The organism is Rossellomorea sp. GQ25, from assembly GCF_059758515.1.
Window position 1 is genome coordinate 511009 of record NZ_JCAXEQ010000002.1, and the last position, 18309, is coordinate 529317.

Annotated in this window: 13 protein-coding genes and 1 pseudogene; 2 read left to right on the forward strand and 12 right to left on the reverse strand. The window is 41.2% G+C overall.

Going from position 1 to position 18309, the window contains the following annotated elements; translation table 11 throughout:
- Positions 1 to 122: 122 nt before the first annotated feature.
- The 7 genes and pseudogenes from AC6CIB_RS08375 to AC6CIB_RS08405 all read right to left on the reverse strand — a co-directional run bounded on the left by AC6CIB_RS08375 (position 123) and on the right by AC6CIB_RS08405 (position 7814).
- Complete coding sequence (locus tag AC6CIB_RS08375; RefSeq protein ID WP_498279585.1) at positions 123 to 1715, reverse strand: sodium:solute symporter family transporter; 1593 nt, start codon at positions 1713 to 1715, stop codon at positions 123 to 125.
- A 223-nt stretch (positions 1716 to 1938) separates the two neighbouring features.
- Positions 1939 to 2952: a hypothetical protein gene (locus AC6CIB_RS08380; RefSeq protein WP_498279587.1), complete on the reverse strand. Its 1014-nt coding sequence runs from the start codon at positions 2950 to 2952 to the stop codon at positions 1939 to 1941.
- A gap of 1159 nt (positions 2953 to 4111) precedes the next feature.
- Positions 4112 to 4522: a DUF4181 domain-containing protein gene (locus tag AC6CIB_RS08385; protein ID WP_498279589.1), complete on the reverse strand. Its 411-nt coding sequence runs from the start codon at positions 4520 to 4522 to the stop codon at positions 4112 to 4114.
- 540 nt (positions 4523 to 5062) lie between these two features.
- Positions 5063 to 5353, reverse strand: a complete 291-nt coding sequence (locus AC6CIB_RS08390) for a hypothetical protein (protein ID WP_498279591.1) — start codon at positions 5351 to 5353, stop codon at positions 5063 to 5065.
- Positions 5354 to 5374: 21 nt separating this feature from the next.
- A pseudogene (locus AC6CIB_RS08395) lies at positions 5375 to 6717 on the reverse strand (replicative DNA helicase).
- On the reverse strand, positions 6668 to 6982 hold the full coding sequence (locus AC6CIB_RS08400) for a replicative helicase loader/inhibitor (protein WP_498279593.1): 315 nt from the start codon (positions 6980 to 6982) through the stop codon (positions 6668 to 6670). Before AC6CIB_RS08400 ends, AC6CIB_RS08395 begins: the two are co-directional and overlap by 50 nt.
- A 7-nt stretch (positions 6983 to 6989) precedes the next feature.
- The gene (locus AC6CIB_RS08405) at positions 6990 to 7814 is read right to left on the reverse strand and encodes a hypothetical protein (protein WP_498279595.1); all 825 of its coding nucleotides are present in this window, start codon (positions 7812 to 7814) and stop codon (positions 6990 to 6992) included.
- Positions 7815 to 8031: 217 nt separating this feature from the next.
- Between AC6CIB_RS08405 and AC6CIB_RS08410 the strand changes: the two genes are divergently transcribed.
- Positions 8032 to 9255, forward strand: a complete 1224-nt coding sequence (locus AC6CIB_RS08410) for a YHYH domain-containing protein (RefSeq protein ID WP_498279597.1) — start codon at positions 8032 to 8034, stop codon at positions 9253 to 9255.
- An 11-nt stretch (positions 9256 to 9266) separates the two neighbouring features.
- Positions 9267 to 9944, forward strand: coding sequence for a PH domain-containing protein (locus AC6CIB_RS08415; protein WP_498279599.1), 678 nt, complete (start codon positions 9267 to 9269; stop codon positions 9942 to 9944).
- A gap of 277 nt (positions 9945 to 10221) precedes the next feature.
- Here AC6CIB_RS08415 and AC6CIB_RS08420 read toward each other — a convergent pair whose 3' ends face one another.
- The 5 genes from AC6CIB_RS08420 to AC6CIB_RS08440 form a co-directional block, all read right to left on the reverse strand.
- Positions 10222 to 11700, reverse strand: coding sequence for a DUF2357 domain-containing protein (locus tag AC6CIB_RS08420; protein ID WP_498279601.1), 1479 nt, complete (start codon positions 11698 to 11700; stop codon positions 10222 to 10224).
- The gene (locus tag AC6CIB_RS08425; protein ID WP_498279603.1) at positions 11675 to 13915 is read right to left on the reverse strand and encodes an McrB family protein; all 2241 of its coding nucleotides are present in this window, start codon (positions 13913 to 13915) and stop codon (positions 11675 to 11677) included. Before AC6CIB_RS08425 ends, AC6CIB_RS08420 begins: the two co-directional genes overlap by 26 nt.
- 113 nt (positions 13916 to 14028) lie before the next feature.
- Complete coding sequence (locus tag AC6CIB_RS08430; RefSeq protein ID WP_498279606.1) at positions 14029 to 16509, reverse strand: DUF2357 domain-containing protein; 2481 nt, start codon at positions 16507 to 16509, stop codon at positions 14029 to 14031.
- A 2-nt stretch (positions 16510 to 16511) separates the two neighbouring features.
- A complete protein-coding gene (locus tag AC6CIB_RS08435) occupies positions 16512 to 17978 on the reverse strand; it encodes an McrB family protein (RefSeq protein ID WP_498279608.1) in 1467 nt (488 codons plus the stop codon).
- Positions 17979 to 18044: 66 nt separating this feature from the next.
- Positions 18045 to 18308 (reverse strand): hypothetical protein, encoded by a 264-nt coding sequence (locus tag AC6CIB_RS08440; RefSeq protein ID WP_498279610.1) that lies wholly within the window; start codon positions 18306 to 18308, stop codon positions 18045 to 18047.
- Position 18309 lies beyond the last annotated feature (1 nt).

The window sequence follows — 18309 nt, forward strand, 5'->3', positions numbered from 1 at the left end:
AAAAGTTACCTTCAGTTATTAAATCCGGATGCCTTTATGGTGAGATCATCTATCTCCAAATATGAATCCGGATTCACATTCTATTATAATTAAAAATTCAGACAATTACAAAGCTTCATCCTCTATAACTGGATAAGTCCCAATATGATAACCTGTGCAATAAACAATCCGATGAGCGCATAAGAATATTTGTCCATGCCCCCTGGAACAATGGAATGACCCTCTTCATCCGTTACAGTTCCTTCTTTCATCAACCGTGCTCTTTGACCATTAAACGTGAATTCTTCCAGTTCAATTCTTCTATTCCTTTTAAATAGTAAGCTGAAAATGTAACCAATGATAAGAGTAATCACGCATCCGATAGGATAATTCCAAAGCCAATTCACTAGTCCAAGATTTCCAATATACGCCGTAATGGCAATTCCTAATGCAAACCCGATGGCTACTCCATTATCATTAGCTCTCTTCGTGAACATCGCCAGAAGAAACATAGCCAGTATTGAACCTGAGAAGTATGAGAGGTAGCTTCCCACTGTCTTTAAGATCGAAGCGGTCGTACCACTGAATGCCATCAAGGTAAATCCGATCAGCAATACCCCAAACACAAGGGTGAAGACCATAGAAACCTTTAGAGAAGCCGGTTTTCCTTTCGTGATGAACTTTTCATAAATGTCTTTAATGAAGACGGTCGTAACTGAGTTTAATACGGAGTCTATACTGGACATGGCAGCTGCAAAGATCCCTGCCATGATCAGCCCCAAGATTCCTACAGGGATGTTATTAGAAATGAAGGTAATCATAATGTTGTTGGAATTATCGAATTCCTTGCCATCAAAGAAGACGAAAAGCAATACTCCTATGAACATGAACACAAAATACATAATATTCATCACAAATCCGCTAATACAGATCGACTTTTTCACTTCATTGATCGACTTTGCTGCGAACATCCTTTGAGTCTGTGTCTGATCCGTGGCATAATATTTAAGCCACATAAAGAGTCCGCCAATCAGTCCAACCCATACACCATTCTCTAATTTCGCATCCAGCGAGAAATCAAGTGGATCCAGTTTCCCCTCTTCCTTCACAACCTTCATCGCCTCAAAGAAGCCAATATCTAAATTGCTCAAAATTATGACAAATGCAGCAATGACTCCTCCCCACAAGACAAACATTTGAATCGCATCAGTCCAGATAACCGCTTTAATCCCGCCTAGTAACGTGTACAGAATCGCCACTGCCACAACCATGGGAACGACAATCGTCAATGACCATCCTGTGAAGGTTTGGATGACCAGTGAAGGAATAAATAAGAATGAACCTACTTGAATCACATTTGAAACAATAAATCCAAAGACAACTAAAAGTCTACTTTTCCCTCCCAGACGCATTTCGATATATTCATAGATGGAAGTCACCCTTAGATTATAGAAAAAAGGTAGAAAGATCGATAAAGTCAATATTAGTACGATAGGAATGCTGAAATTCAGCATAAAAGCGATCAGTCCCGAACCATACGCCCAGCCTGGTCCGCCGATAAACCCATTTGCACTGACCGTGGTGGCTGCTATAGAAAGAGCAATCGGGAATGTTGCAACAGATCTCCCACCTACAAAATAGTCATCTTGTGTGTGATTTCCCTTCCCCAGTTTATAACCCATAATGATCAGAGCAATCATATATACAGCAACAATCGTCATATCAATCCAACCCATATTGAACTAAGCCCCCCATATCCATATTTATTGAATGCGGATTCATAAAAAAGCAAGATGATCTACCCACTGCCTTTATCAAGAGGCTTATGATTGAGACGAAGATGTATGGAATTGATATAGGCAGAGTTTCAAGCATTCATGTTGTAAGCGCATTCATTATTTCTTATTTCCATTTATACCGTTGGAGAAGTGATCATGTACTTAACCTTGAAGCTGATCCTTATAGTGACTGATTCATAATCCCTTGTGTACGCTCAAAAATATCCAATCCCTGCTGCTTAAGCCAATAAGGTATATCGATTAGAACCCAGTTCTCAGAAAGCTTCTCTCCTTGACGGTAATACACATCCACCACTTGCATGTCGGCTCGAATATTCCCGCCTGGCAGCCCCAGAAATCCACCAATTGGTGTATTTGAAAGGTTCGGCCATCCAAAGAAGCACGCGAACTGTCCTTCAGCAAACCGGCACACATGACCGTTGAATTCCTTATCCTTAAGACCATTTCTAAAAGGAAGCTGATGCTGTTGTTGGTATCTCGGAATGGTATAACTTGCCCCGATCCCGCCAGGACCGTACCAAATCATATCCTCCGACCAAGTACGTTCCAAGACCTCAGGAGGACACCCCATGGCTCCGCTCTTATTCAAGTCTGATAAGTCATTGACCATTTGATTTACAAGATTCAGCGTTTTCACACCTTCTTCTTCTGGAGCATCTTCAAATTGCAGGCCATCATGATTTCTTGGACCTGGATAAACAAAGTATGTACCCGTTGATGGAGGCAGTGGATTCACCCCTGCCTGGATCATGAATCCGATCAGGTCAACGAATAACCCCGTTTTGGTGATCTTTCCATTCTCCACACAATGAAACTCTGCATATCTTAGGTTGATCATTTTCCCTGTTCGACGGACACCCATCCAATCTTGATCAAAGAGGCCCATAAAATGCCCCATGCTCATGACCCATGTTTCACCACTTATTTCGTTTGTTCCAGCCATGAATATATCTTGGCGACGCTGCAGTTTTCTTATAGAACTCAATAAAGGGACCCAAAATGTTTCCGCAACTGCCTGAACTCCCTCCTGTTCACGGAAGGGATACACCCCTTGCCAACTATAATGTTCACCAGTAAATTCCTTTAATACACTTTGTACGTTTTCTGGTGTAGATTTCTCGAGCTCTTCGAAGTAACGTCTTACAATTCTTTTCTCTTCTTGATAATTACTCATGGTTACCTCCCACTTTATTCCAAGGACGAGTCTTCTTTTTTGAATGCGCATTCAAAAATTCATAAATCAATTAGTAATCTATATTGAATACTATCGAATTTTCAGATAAATGTAAATAGTTAATTTTGAATATTGTTACAATTTAAATTACTTTAATTTTTAGTGAATACCAAGGGGACAGGTACGTTGGCTTTTATCAATGGAAGTGCGGGGACGGTTCTTATGCTTCATACCCTACTTTCCAAGGTGCATCGAGCCGTGCAGTTATGAACCGTCTCCAATCTACTAAAGCGACCTTAAATAATAAGGGTTCCAGCCTTAGCATGGGAAATGTGTGAAAAGTTAAAACTACCCCAATTTGAAGAATGCTCAATTGCACCCCTTGAGAGGCAAAACGCTTGGTATTCAGGTCTTCCCAAGCACCTACAGCTAAAGGTGAAGGAGGCATATATAAACGAGGCGACCAGCTTACACACTGACACAGTTACTGGAGAAGAGTTCCGGTTGGGGCAATTGAATAGATTGCAAGAAAGTAAGTATATATCATATGTGTGGCCTCTTAGTATGAGGTTGATAGCAAAGAAAAAGCGTATACCACAGGTTTCTGTGTATACGCTTTTCCTTAACTAACCCTTCTTTTTATACTTAATGATAAAAATTGTACAGAGTGCTGTAATCGTAAGTAAACTACTTTGAAAAATGCTTGGTTTAACATTTAAAAATATTAATGTTAACGATATTACAAAGAAAGCACTACCAAATAATAATCGTTTTATTAAACTCATGCAATGACTCCTTAATGATATGTAAAATTAGAGGCTAACTGAGGGAAGGTTCCCATTCTACTTTTTTAATAGAGTGAGAACCGTCCCTTATGATTCCTAGGTACCCCAGACTACTCTCAATATCCGAAAGTGACTCATTTTCTTCACCCCGAACCCAACTCCCCCTAACCCTTTTCCTCCTAATCAATCCCCCATCCTCCACCACACTCTGCATATCCATCATCACCGCAAACGGCACTTCATACCCCGACAAAACTCCAGCTTCCTGACACTCTTCCCACATCTCCAAATAGAGCGGGAACCGTCCACACTCTACCAAGTAAAAGCTGCCTGTCCCCCGGTACACCAAACTTAGCTATACTAGCGGGGCAGTGCTAATAATTAGAACCGAGTAAGCCAAATTGAAACACAATGAAGATCGCTATTATAATCAGGAACATTTCAGCTAACGTTAAAATGGCTTGCTTTGGAACCTTACTATATTTCAACTCAAAAAATGCCCTTACTGCATAGTCCACCACTAGAAAAAAGACTACTCCCACTATTAATAAGTAAGTAAAGGCTTCATCATAGTACAACGAAACCCAAATAAAAATAATGAAAGTGATTGCATTAGTACGTCTTATCCATCTGTCAACAATACGGTGTAATTCATTGACATGATTATAAGAGAAAAACTCTTTTTTTACTTTCCTGATTTTAAAAACCTTTCTTAGAATAAACTGAATGATTACAATAAAAACAAAAACAATGATAGCAATCAAACTAAACTTCACCCAGAACATAAGAACCCTCCTGTTACTTGCACCTGCTATTGCATATGACGATTATCCTGAGAGGGCAAACTCCTAAAATATTTGTTTGTTTTCGTTACTTTCGTTACTTATAACTCTCACTTGAACCGTCCATTAGGTAAGTCATCCAAAAGTACTGATCAGTACACGATTGCCACTCCTTTTAGATGCTCTAGAGAGTTTCAAAACTTTATAGACCTAATTTTACCATTAATACATATAAGTAACATTATCTCTCATTAACTATTAAAGTGAGCCCTAACAAAAAGTGTTAAAGGGTTAACATCATTTCCTTAATAAAAAATTAGGGATAAAAAAAGAGCGTCCCATAATAATGAACACTCACACACTTAAATCGGGAATCCAATACTCGCCTAGCATAAAATATCTTTTAAACAAAAATAACCCCATCTTCATAACACCTGAGATTAATCGGAAATACTCCAGATCAGAGTTCATTATGATAGGGCCATCACAAAAGGATAACTTAAAGGATAAAGACTTAGATGTATATTATAAAAAATATTCTACTCAATAAACCACTCCAACCCAACTCCCTCCAGTCACTCGATCTCTCCCTATCAATCCCCCATCCTCCACCACCGTCATCATATCCATCATGACCGCAAACGGCTGCTCGTACCTGAATAACAGCCCTGCTTCCTTGCAAGCCTCCCATATCTCCTTATAGCTGATAAATCCATACCCATCCTCCCTCCTCGCCCTCTTCTGACCCAGCAACCCCATCACCACACCATACACCTTCAAACTCTCAATCTGAAACTCCAACCCGCTCCCTTTCGCATACTCCGTAATCAACATCCCATATCCCCCTTTTATTAATCACTTTCGGAACAAGGTGCCTGTCCCCACTGTCCCAAACCTCCCAAACTCCTTCACAAACTCAAGCTTCACCGTGCCCACAGGTCCATTCCGGTTCTTCGCAATCTTCACTTCGACTTCATTCGCCGTCTTGGGATTGGCGTGATAGTAATCATCCCGATAGAGAAACATCACTACATCTGCATCCTGCTCGATATTCCCCGAGTCACGGAGGTCCGATAGTCTTGGCTCTTATCATCCCTGGATTCCACACTCCTTGATAGCTGGGACAGTAAAATGATCGGTATCTTGAACTCCTTCGCCATGCTCTTCAACTGCTTTGTGATATGCCCGATGACCAGATCATGCCGGTCAAACCGCTCCTTCAACGTGATCAGCTGCAGGTAATCGATCACGACCAGAAAGGGCTCTGTCGGGAATTCCCGCTTCAGATTCAAAATCCGCTGCCTCATCTCCGCTAGTGTAATCAGACCGTTTTGAGAGACAGATAGATTCGCTTTGAACACAGTGTTCAAAGCTTCGTGCATTCTAGGCATTTCGTCTTTGGTTAAGTATTTATAGGGATTATTCCATTTCATCATATTGATGTCGGTCAGGCTGCATAAAAGGCGCTGCATGATTTGCTTCGAGCTCATTTCCAGTGAAAACAAGAGGGAGACCCCCTGCTCCTTGTTACATTCCCAGGCGAATTGGATCGCAAGGGCGGTCTTTCCCATGGAAGGTCTGGCGGCAAGGATGATGAGTTCCCCTTCCTTCCAACCTCCTGTCAGGGCATTCAGGCTTTCGAATCCGGTGTTCACACCCGGGAGTCCGGCCCGTTCCTCATACAGGGATTCATAGAGATCCATGATGATCGAGTCTTTCGTTTCTTCTTCTTGAGAGATTTGGGTATGCATGTCGATGAGTGCTTTGTAGAGTTCCTGTGCGGATTCCGGGGTGTAGTCGCTCAGAAAGTGGTTCGCCGAGTTGCGGATCAAGTCCAGTTCATAGTATTTCAGGACAATCTGTTCGTATTGTTCGATATTCGAGGTACTCGGGCAGTAGTTGGCAATCTCCAGGAGAAAGTGCACCCCTCCTATTTTTTCAATCTGATCCCCGAGTTCTTCCATCAGCATGACAAGATTGATTTCAAGTCTCTTCTTTTGCAGCTCCTTCATGGCCTTGAAGACAATCCGATTTCGGATTTGACTGAAATGCCTCTCCTCCAGGGTCAGCTTCTCGATGAGGGTAGGCTCTATCAGGATGGCCCCGATGATCATGCTTTCGGCTTCAAGCAGCTCCCTCCAGGTTTGTTCATTGTGCCCAAGGTGGTTTGGGTTTGACACGTCGATTTCGTTTTTCATCGTCAATTCGTTCCGCTCCTTCTTTTTCCCATTGTTGAATGGTTTGTAGTATCGTCGTTTCTTCCACTGCCTGTTCATACAGCTGAGCAATCGTCGGAATGTACTTGCTCTCTTTAATATGGGCTTCGATTCGCCTCTTCACTTGGTGATAATCACAGTCCTTCAGGTGCTGAAAACAGATCGCCGCCGTGTCACGGGTGAGCGACTTGTGTGGGAAAGCCCCTTGGATCACCTTGATCAGCTCCCTGAACTCCTGGAACGTCATGGCCCCATCACGCTCTCCTCCAACTCATCCAGCATGTTGTCCAGTTTCCCCATCGCATCCTGCTGCGGCCGGTACGATTCAAGGGCCTTCTCCAAGTACTTCGGGCTATTGATCGTAAGCCGGGAGCGATTCTCTCCTGCTTATCAAACTGCTCATCCATAAAGCCAATCAACTCGTCTGTCGACATCCTGTTCAAGCTGATCCGCTCCATCGCCATCTGTTCAATCGGTGTCAATAAGAAGCCCCTCCCTCTCCTGCCGACAAAATAACCGATCAGCGTCTGAAGTCTGCCCTCATCAGCAAGCCCTTTGTTGCTGTTCTCTTTCTTCTCTTCTTTCTCTACAATCTCAAGTCTGTTTTCACAACTCATTCGCTCCTCCTTCATATCTGATTCACATCCAGTGGACAAAACGGTACCAGCCCCCTCATCAGGCTGGTCACCGGCGGAATCCCCATTCACTTGCCAAGGGATTCCCATCCACTTCAAATACTCCCCACACTCCGGATCCTTCACAGGCCGAACCGTAAAGATGAACCCATGCTTAAACTTCTCCGCCTTCAACCAACCACACTTCTCCAACCGCTTAATCGAACGCTGAATCCGCGACGTCGTATACTCATCCTTCTTCTTTCCATTGAAAAACCACAAATCCTCCTGCAGCTTTCCAATTGACCTGATATACTGCCTCTCCCCAAGAACCACTCCCCCGACCTGAACCCCAGCTTTATGGGTTGCTTTCGATAGAATCCATACATACAATCGAATGTCCTCCGGGTGATGAAAGATTTCCGTATCCACTATGTCTTTTTCTAGTTTTCTCCATCCGCTCATTTGATTCACTCCTGTTTCAGATTGTATTCATCTTTTATATAGGGGGAGGGGGTGGGAAAGGATACCCTTGGGTTTTAATTTTTTTTGAAAAATAATTTATGTATTTAACCTGAGCATCAACCATAAACATATTTTTAGATAAATTTGGTATCTAGCAAACTCCAAAATTTAACTTTATAATGAAAATCAGGAAATAATCTTACAATGGAGGAAAAAAATGATTAAGAAAGTCTGCTTTTTAACTTTATTATTCTTATTAGTCTTTGGATCGATTGCATTTGCACATAGTGGTAGAACAGACTCAAGTGGTGGTCATAATTGTAGTGATAAATCTAAAGCCAAAGGATTGTGTACTGGATACCATTCTCATAATGGAGGAGGAACTTCTTCAAACACCTCTTCTCCAACAAGTCAGCCAGCTGCTACTCGTAGTGATAAAGACTGTACTGATTTTGGTAGTTATGATGAGGTAGTGAATTACTGGAATGCTAAAGGTTATTCTGCCACTTATGACCCAGAAAACCTTGATGGTTGGGGAAATGGGGTGGTCGATGACGGGATACCCTGTGAAGCACCTAGCGGATACGACAAAACGAAGATTAATAATAGTCCAGAGCAACTTCAGCACCAACAAGATGAAACGGATATGGCTAGTGGAGAGGAACAAGGGTACGCTCAAGGAGTAAAAGACAGTTATCAGGAGGCAACTTCTAACAACTCGACCACTAAAGGATCTGATGCATTCAATAAGGGATATAATGCAGGGTATGACAAAGGATATGCTGAGGGCAAATCAAAAATAGATTCTGAAAAGAAACAAGCTACAGATGACGGTTACTCACATGGACAGAAACAAGATGAACTAACTTTACCTGATAAATACGCTAACCATGCCGGATTAAAAATGTCATTTGAAAATGGTTTTAATAAAGCCTTGCAAGAACGTCTTGAAGCAAAAAAGCAGGAGTTTACCAAACAAGGCTACAATGATGGGAAAAAGGATAAACATTCCCAACCAAACGGGCAAGATGACGAACTAGTCACTGCTTATGAAACTGGCTATAAAAAGGCTCAAGAGGAATTAAGACAAGAATATTACGATAACGGATATAAAGCTGCCTTTTCTTTGATTGAATACAAAGATCCAGGTTACGAGAATGATAAATTCAACTCTTGGTTCAAAGATGGCTTTGATTCCAACAAAGAAGTCAAAAACATTGAAAAAGCTGGATTTTCCTTAGGACAGCAAGGGGAAAAAATATCTATTCCAACTGAATATGCTAAAGGTGAGAAAATATTTAAGCATTATTATGAACTGGGATATAAAGAACATGAGGAACAACAAAGAAATACAAGATCAGCTGCTGCCGGTGGATTTGGATTAGCAGCATTAGGATGGTTCGGTAGAAGGCTATATGTTGCAAAAAAAATGATTAGCTAAGAGGTGAAAAAATGGGCGTTTATCAAAAATTATGTTATAAAGTTGAAGATTTCTTCGTCAAGACACTTACAAAAAATCAAGATGAAACCATCATTAGAGAAAAAGTCACTAGTTATCGAACTAAAAATGAGGATCGACTTCTCCAGCTAAAAGAGGAAAAAAAGAAAAATGCTGAAGAACAACAACGCATTCGTATTCAACAGCAGCAAGAAAGAGAAAGAGTAAATCGTAAAAAAGAAGCAGAGGAAAAAAGGGAGATAGAAAATATAATCTCTCAAGTGATGGATAACAGCAATCATTCTTATACCGCGTATGAATTTAATGAGATTAAGAGAAATAAAGTTTTCTTTCAATCCCTATTGACTAACGTATTTGAACCAAATGAGAAGGCGCTGACCTTTATTTACTGTGAGTATGATAAAACGAAAAAGCAAGAAATAAAGGGTTACTTAATACCCACCACCAAAAGAATTCTGTTTTTAAATAAAAACATTACATTTATGGATAAATTCAGATACCAGACCGTAATCAACGTCAATTGGTTCAAAGACGGATTGCTTGAAAAAGGCCTTAAGATACAATATGGGAAAAGAAGATTAGAATTTGATGAAATCTTTGATCAAGATCAAATGCAGAGAGTTGGCGACATAATATTAAATAAGTCTAATAAAAGGTTAATTAAGAGTTGAGAAAGTATTATAACCTTGAGTAAGAGCTGGGGTTTCTATACACTCAGCTCTATTTTTTAGACAAATAGATTAGATAATGAAGTGACGACTCTATCTCATGCTTCAAAAGCAATCGAATAAACGGTAACTCCTCCCCGTTTATATCTAAGATGTCTTTTCCTCCCTGTGAGCTTTCGCATAGATCTAAAGCTATAAATTGGTCCACCTTCGGTACAATCACAAAGTTTTGGTCTACCCAAGGCACCTTGAATATATCTTGCCGGAGGTAGACCCTGCTTTACACAATTTCAGATTTCCCCATTAATTTCGCCAATAACTTTTTTTCTAAATGCTCACTTTCAACTCCAGGAACCATCTGAATGGCACCCAGTTTATAGCTATCATGGTACCCTTCCTGAAAATACCTCATCGTTTCCACCGAATCATCGCTCGTCGGTGTCAGAATATACACTTCCCGGACAGCTCTATCCCCTGTTTCCCTATGAACGATTCCATCCCGATACTTGTGCATTTCACCAAGGGCGGTACCAAGATTCCCGGGCACCCGGTATTTTGGATCGAATACGATGATTTGTTTTCCACATTCCATAACGATATCAGGAATCATCCTTTGGGTATAAGTGTAGAATTCTTTTGAATTGTACTGATAGTTTCGTTGAAAATAGAGTGACTTTCCACCTCGAAGCCTGATCCTGCTTTCTTTGTTTTGGGCCAGGTCGATAAAGATTCCCCTTTCCGTCGTCTTGTATAACCCCCTGGTTTCCTCTACCAGGTTCATCTCCCTCAATATCCTGACGATTCTCATGAAGCACCACATCTCATATAATTCGAACGTGTCCTTCATGGCAATGGGATAATCAAAGCCGATTCCTTCCCTGTCATGTTTGAATAGCTGTTCAAACCATTTATACCACTGACGATAAATAGGGTGTTTCCTGAATTTCTGGGTGATGGAGTACGGTCCTTGATGCATGGAAACTTCCTGTAGAAAAGGAGAGTTCATCCACCTTCTAATTAGAGAATGAAATTTTGCCGCCTTCTTGGATACTTCCACTCTTTCCACTTTCATGTATGTCCTTAGGAGAGCATTCAGGTCAAACAACTGCTTCTTCAAAACCTGATTTTCATACACGTCCACTGTCTCAAAAGTTTTAGTCGTCTCAACATTGAGGGGAATATTTTCACCGTACCCTCTCTTTTCAAGCCAATGCAAAGTCGTATGTTCAACACGTTGTACCCTCTCTCTTTTCTGTACGATCGGAAGTTTGATGAGCCTGCTGAATGGCTGTTTCTCGATACGGGCAAAAACCTGACGGAGCTGCTGCATGGACCTTTCAATGTAAATCCACTGTGTCCAGGAGGCTCCCCGGCTCTTACCGGATACGGAAACTTCTCTCTCCAATCCGCTCAATTGAAAACAGCTGTTGCTTTCCTCTAATATCTCTACAATCATCACATCAAATTGCTGTTCTGATAGTTTACGAAAATCAGGATAGATGAATGTTTCATATTCCTGACCATTGAGGAAGATTTGGACTGATCCGCTTTGAAAGGGAGTCATGAGTGAAGTGAAGAACAGGTTCGCCTCCTTATGAAAAGGTATCGGTATTCCCTGTATTCTTAAATCGATTCCAGTCCCCTTACACCGTAACTTGTATTCCGTTGCCTCCGTTAAAAAGGCTTCCTCAAAGGGAATCCACCCCTCGGAAGACATCCAGACTTCCAATGATTTATCTCCAGAATTGAGTGGCGCCATAGTACTCCAACTCCTCTTGCATCCGTTTCACATGCTGCAAAGAGACGGAACTGCCTTCCAGATTGGCAGTCAACCAGCGATTCAGTTCCATAAGCATTTCCGATATTCGTTCGTCCCCCCGAATCTTCGTCAACACTTTTTCGGCAATCACGCCATCCAATGCTTCCATCGGATCCATTGCATGCTCCGATCCCAGCTGATGATTTGCGTAGAGTTTCTGAAGCATCTCCCCCATGGTCCTGTAGCCAAAATGAAGTTCATGCGCAGCCAATGTGGCATGCAACGCTTTCAGGAGAAGGAATTCCCTGAACAGTGAGTCCTTCAGATCCTGGTCCACCCTTTCCCAGAAGGAAGTAAAGTCCATATCCGATAATGTCATGACAAAAGCACGGTCCAATACTTTATCCGATATGGGATGAGTGGTCTCGTCGATGTTGATGGTTCCAAGTATATAAACATTAGGCGGAATGCTGAGTTTTTGAGGGACATCCGTTATATGATCATCCTGATGAAGCGGGATTTCTTTTCTCGACTCCACCGCACTTAGATAATCGCTCAAATAGTACTCCACCCTGGCCAGGTTCATTTCATCCAGCAATATGAAGTGTGGCTTTTCCCGTTCCTTCAATGCATTCAATATCACTTTCAAGAATTCCGTTTTCACATAACGTTTCTCGAATGAACTGTAGTACCCGAACAAGGAACTGGCATCAGTCCAGTCGGGTCGGACCGGTATGATGCTAAAATATGGGTTTTCGCTTTCATACTCGAGTCCATACACAGCATTGGCATATAAGCGGCAAAGCTGCGTTTTCCCAGTCCCGGAAATCCCGCTGAGGACAACGAAATGCTTATCATCGAGTGCAGTCAGATTCAGGTGCAAATCCCTCACAATCGATTTGGAAAAAGTAAATTGACTGTTATCGATCATGTCATAAATCTCTGCGAACCTGAAGTTTGGCTCAAGTGTTTCCGTGTCGGTAAGTTCATTCTCACCTTCCATATCCAATTCATTGTCTACACTATCAGAAGGGAGCTCCACCGTTTTCCGTGCATGGGCAAACAGAAGAGCTGCATCAATAAAGTTCTTCTTGACCTGATGAGCACCTTCAATGAAGGTCTCGGACTCATTGTCATAGGTGCCTACGCAATAAGAAGCATCACCCACCTTGATCCCATGTTCCTGAAGCAAGCGCATGGCTTCCGCCTTGATTTCATGGTTATCCATGCTCTGAGTGGCAAATAACTTCTTGATCCACCACTCCTTTGTGCCATTAGCCAAGATTTCACGTACATTGGTGAAAATCTGGTTGCCCCCTGCCACCCTCAAAAGAATCGTTTGGTATGGGGTGACTTTATCATGATAATCAAGGTAATCAATATTACCTTTCGTAATCATTTGATTTCCTTCATTGATTTGAAAAGATTGTCTCTTCCCTTGATATTTAAGGTTTTCAACAGAAGAAACCTCTACAGTATAAGGACGGCCAAGTAATTGGGTTTCTTCAATATCCCGTATGGAAGACAATTGCTTTAATGCAGTCCAAGCCCTCTGCCCTGTGTGTATTTCTTTGTTGATGAGACCCCTGAACTCGCTCAACCCGACCCACACTTCTTGTAAATATCCACTCAGTTCTTCTTCATTCATCTGTCCTTCCAGATCGATACTCTTCCCTACTTGGAACCAAGGCCTCTTTCTTGGTTTTATACAACTTTTCACATAATCTTCAAAATCTTCTTTGGGCACTCTCGACTTTTCCTTCCATCCAGTGTAAATCGAGTACTCATCAGGAATCGAGAACAACACGTCCCGGATGACACCACTCCTGAACCAGGACCAAAAAGGGATAAAGCTTATTTCCGTATGTATCAATACTGAATGATCAATCCCATTCAATTCCAATGTCAAAAGATTATATTCCTTCTCCTCCGATTTCATATAAAGGCCCACAAAGTACTTTCGGCCGATATCCGAGTTCTTTTTCTTCTCGGCATACGCAGGATTTCGTGAATCATGATAAGTCGTTGTCAAAGTCATATCGTAGCTGCGAATGTATAATTTGTCCCCCAAAGGGATGTCCATGGAGGTAATGAATCGTTCAAATACTCTTTTTACATGTGGAGCCACTTCATCAAGTACCCTGCGGCACCTTATCTCCGTATTGTCTTCATTAAATAATGATTGATAATATGTAAGATTTAATATTGTAATCACCCACTAATTGTAATTTCTATTTCTAGACTAGCATACTATTGGGAGGAAAAGGGAAAAGAACGCCTTCTAAGAAGAAACACTCAAAAAAAAGCCCTTCCATAACGGAAAGACTTTTACTCTCTATGAGCTTCAAATACTGTATCTTTAACTAGTTTGAACACCTGCGCTGGCTGTTTCTGTAAGGACTCTAAAGGAATAGTACTAACAATCTCATAATCCTGTAATATTTCTATCTGTTGACTCGTAGGATTCACCAACACCTCAACATGACCAATTTGATAAGCCTGTACCTTCCTTGCAAGATCCAAAGTCCTCTCATCCAAACTCGTCTCCACTTTACTAGTAAACCGTCGCAACATCCTCCACAGTTTAATCTCCTCTCCAGACTTCATAAACAACTCAGGAAGCTCCTCAACCTGATTAAGCAAAGCCATTGTTGTTATCATATGAGACTGAATGCCATATCCTACTGGTCGAATCACTTGTTTCAAGGTTTGCCAGCTACCCAATTCAAACCTTACTCTACTCTCATATACCTTTATATCTTCGATTCTTCCAAAATACTGAATTCCATTGGAAGGACCTGCCTCACTACTCACTTCACTTGTAACATATAAGGCAACATACAAACTCTCCTGCCAACCTCTCTTCAAAGAAGAAGAGTCCAGCTCAAAATACCTGCCCCTCTTATACTCTTGATAATCCAACCTGTCATTCACCGTTCCAACAAGCACCTTCTCATCCAAAGAAGACTCCCAATGCATCCAAGCACCAGTAGGCAGCACACCCTCCTCCTGCAGATCCTCAGGATTACTCTCCACCAACCTCTCTACTAATGTCTCCACCAACCTAGTCGAATTCGGCAAAAATGGCAGTCCACCAATATTCACCTCATCAATACTCTTATAAAAAGAATGTTCTAAGTAAGCCTGCTCTTCATTCCATGGAAACAACACATACGCACCAAAAGAATACCGCTCATAACTATCTCTCTCATGATGCTTTTTTACCAATGCATCTCGATATCGATGCATCGTATTAATATCCTCTTCCAGTGGCCCGACCTTTTCAGCCTGATCAGTTCTGAAACCAAAATCAATTCGATACTTCGCATCAAACACATAGTGATAGCGATTATGAGAATACTTTTTCTCCACCTCCAGCATAATATCAGGCTTCTGCGTAACCGTAGGTACCTTCCCTTCTCTCTTCTGAAAAGAAAGGACAATCCGCTCCCCAGTCTGAGGGTGGGTAAACACTTGCTTTCCATTCGAAGTTTGATCCAGGTCAACGAATAATGCTCCATGACGAATCGCCACAACATCCTGAAATTCAGGCACATACTTCGCTCGTAATATCTGCCCCATCTTCAGGTAGGTCCAATACTCATAAAGCGTCGCGACATCCTTCACCGACATTTTGAAAAGCTCACCCTCAAGCATCAACCCTCTGGTCACGACAAGATAGATTTTATACGCATCCCGATAACCAATCTTCCTCTGTATCACCATGCTTGTCACCGTTCGATCAACACTGCTAATACCTTTCCAAAATGGTTTATTCAAATAAGTCTTCAAGGTACCTTTCATCCGTGTGACCTTGTCCAGTAGTTCTTCATCTACCTTCCGCTCATATCTACCTGATTGACTGCTTACCTTCGCAGCAAGATCCGCTAGTTTATGAGTAAGCCGCTCCATCATCCACTTCACAAATCGGTTCTCTAACGTATCATAGGTAATCGTTTTTCGAGCATTTAACCCCTTAACAGGAAAAACAGGCTTATCATGCAGCACCAGTCCACTCTCTGCTTCCATAAACAACTGAGGATTGCTTCGTAAATGCTTCCTACCCCTACTATTCAACCTCTTAATTCGTTCCCCTCTCACCATCTGATGCTCCGTCAGCAACTGGTGATGGGGCTGTTCCTCAATCCGTTGAATAGACTTGATAAAGCTCTGATAATAAAACTCTATCAACCGATAAAACTCCGTCAAAGAAGGATTCTCCGATAAATGATTCGAAGCCCCTAGAAACGTCTTCTTAATAAAATGAAAAGCAAGATTATATACTTCATCGTTCACTTCCTCTAGAAGCTTACGATAATCATCCTTATAACTTAATTTAGTCGGGAAAATCTCAAGCTTCACTTCAAGCAAGGTCTTCTCATGATGCTTAATTGAAAAGCTCGTATACCCCACTTCATTCATAAACTGCAAATTCCCCATAAGAATCGGCTGACTTCCTCTACCTACTGGTTCAACCGCATTCCTCAAAACTGGATGCTCATGATAAAAGGACAGGCTTTTATCCGTCTTCGGTGATATCACAATCTGATACACACCATTTTCAAAGAAAATAGGAGAAAAAGGCTGCCCCTGAACTACCTCAAGGGAATCCGTTTCCACATCGTACAATTCAACCGATCGAACACTCTCACCGCTATAGGTAAACGTCATCGCTTCCTTCTCAAGAGCCGAATGCTTCCGATACTGTGATAGACTCTCAAATCTCGCATTATACGGCATTCCTTTGATATAAAGAGAAAAATCCTCGGTCTCAATGTACAGCAGCTCTTTCGTTTCCGATCCATTCATCCTTAACTACCCCAGAAGGAAGTAAAGCCATCATGCATGATTTTCGGAATCATATTAGATAGCTTTTCTGCTGATTTTGAAAAACGAGCTTCTTTCACAATAGAGATTGCATTCATCTCATCCCACTCATGACTTGTACAGAACAGGAACAGCTTCTTCAATGCTTCCTCCGTTTTCAGGTCATTCCCTGTTAATCTTGGAAGAACCTTCTGAAGCAACTGATAATCAAACGCCTCATCAAATGACATCATTTGCCCCTCATCGTTATAAATCATATAAAAACAAACCTCATCTCGAACCCTGTATCCAAAATGAGCCTTTATCGGTTCTAAAATTGAATTCACTTCAACTAGCAAACTAGTAATCTTTTTAACCAAATCTTCATGATCAAAATAAGCATCCTTTAAATTCAGAAACCGGCCAGCCACCTGCTTATTCGATACAGACAATGGTTCAGCAGCAGACTCTTTACTCAAGAAACCAAAGTGATCTAGAACCACCTCATTGTATTCAATCGTATTGGCACGGTCTAAAACCTTCGGACTGAATGGATGAGTAGTTTCATCCATATTAACCGTTCCAATGATAAATAGATTGTCTCTCATCAGTAATCGGCCAACTTCCGTCTCCTCAACCACGGGAGCAGAAACCAACTCTCCATCCTTATGGTCACGGCTTTCCATCACACTTAATAGATCACTAAAGTAGTACTCTACTCTAGCTAGATTCATCTCATCTAACAATACAAAATAAGGCTTATCCCTGTTTTCGGGTTTATTAGCCTCCATTAATACCTTTGTGAATGGCCCTGCTCGGAATTCGCCTTTAATGTCACGGTAGCCAATAAGATCTGATCCATCACTCCAATCAGGGCGGACTGGGATTAAAGAGAATTGTCCGTTATCTGCGGTGGCTCCAAGACTCTCACTGAATAGTTGGACGATCTTTGTTTTACCGGTTCCTGAAATGCCTGATAGAATAACGAAGGGTTTAGTCTTCAAGGAAAGGTAAAAGTTTGTTATTTGCTCCAAAGTATAGTGATAACCTTTAGATAAGATATAGTTGTGAATATGGTGTAAAATCTTAAGATCACTAAAATTATCTATTAATTTATCTTCTATTAATAATTTTTCTAATGTAGTATATTTGATAGGATTTCCAGAGCCTTTATGAATCTTTGATACATCCATTCCGATTAACTTTGAACGTATTTCTTCGTCTGCAGGACGACCTTTCAAGATAAACCTTCCTGCTTTTTCTGGATGAAGGTCTTTTTCATAATTTAAAAACTTATAAACTTCTTTAATTTCATTTTTATATACAGCACAGTAATACTTAAAGCCTTCTTTCAGTCTTTCTTCTCCTATTTTCCAGCTAACGCTTGTTACTTCATATAATTCATCCGGAGTAATACCTTCTTTATAGGATACTGTTAATTTTATTAATATCACATCTTCTTTGTCTTTCATTCCTTAATTTCTCCCGTCTTATGATATTTCATCTTTAAATGACAAAACGGCTCTCTAACACCATAATCAGGTGAAGAGAAACCGCCCTTGGCTAATTAATAAAAAAACAATCATAGGATCAATAAGCAAAGTCCTATCTAAGAAAAGATTTCCAAACTCACATGATGTTTCAGGAAGATAAGAGAAGCTATGACAGGCTGCACCATTTAGATTATTCACTCCTTGTCCTGAGGATCTTCCAATTTCTGAACATACAGGGTCCGAGCTGCACCAGCGAGCCTTATCTAAAGCTTTTTCAACGACAGGAAAGAAATTTTCTTTTCTCCCCATT

Bases quoted from the DNA above. Each gene is read 5' to 3' on its own strand.
- AC6CIB_RS08390 (WP_498279591.1), bottom strand. From the start codon at position 5,353: ATGTTGATTACGGAGTATGCGAAAGGGAGCGGGTTGGAGTTTCAGATT.
- AC6CIB_RS08405 (WP_498279595.1), bottom strand. From the start codon at position 7,814: ATGAGCGGATGGAGAAAACTAGAAAAAGACATAGTGGATACGGAAATC.
- AC6CIB_RS08440 (WP_498279610.1), bottom strand. From the start codon at position 18,308: ATGGGGAGAAAAGAAAATTTCTTTCCTGTCGTTGAAAAAGCTTTAGAT.
- AC6CIB_RS08410 (WP_498279597.1), top strand. From the start codon at position 8,032: ATGATTAAGAAAGTCTGCTTTTTAACTTTATTATTCTTATTAGTCTTT.
- AC6CIB_RS08435 (WP_498279608.1), bottom strand. From the start codon at position 17,978: ATGAAAGACAAAGAAGATGTGATATTAATAAAATTAACAGTATCCTAT.
- AC6CIB_RS08385 (WP_498279589.1), bottom strand. From the start codon at position 4,522: ATGTTCTGGGTGAAGTTTAGTTTGATTGCTATCATTGTTTTTGTTTTT.
- AC6CIB_RS08420 (WP_498279601.1), bottom strand. From the start codon at position 11,700: ATGGCGCCACTCAATTCTGGAGATAAATCATTGGAAGTCTGGATGTCT.
- AC6CIB_RS08380 (WP_498279587.1), bottom strand. From the start codon at position 2,952: ATGAGTAATTATCAAGAAGAGAAAAGAATTGTAAGACGTTACTTCGAA.
- AC6CIB_RS08400 (WP_498279593.1), bottom strand. From the start codon at position 6,982: ATGACGTTCCAGGAGTTCAGGGAGCTGATCAAGGTGATCCAAGGGGCT.
- AC6CIB_RS08375 (WP_498279585.1), bottom strand. From the start codon at position 1,715: ATGGGTTGGATTGATATGACGATTGTTGCTGTATATATGATTGCTCTG.
- AC6CIB_RS08430 (WP_498279606.1), bottom strand. From the start codon at position 16,509: ATGAATGGATCGGAAACGAAAGAGCTGCTGTACATTGAGACCGAGGAT.
- AC6CIB_RS08415 (WP_498279599.1), top strand. From the start codon at position 9,267: ATGGGCGTTTATCAAAAATTATGTTATAAAGTTGAAGATTTCTTCGTC.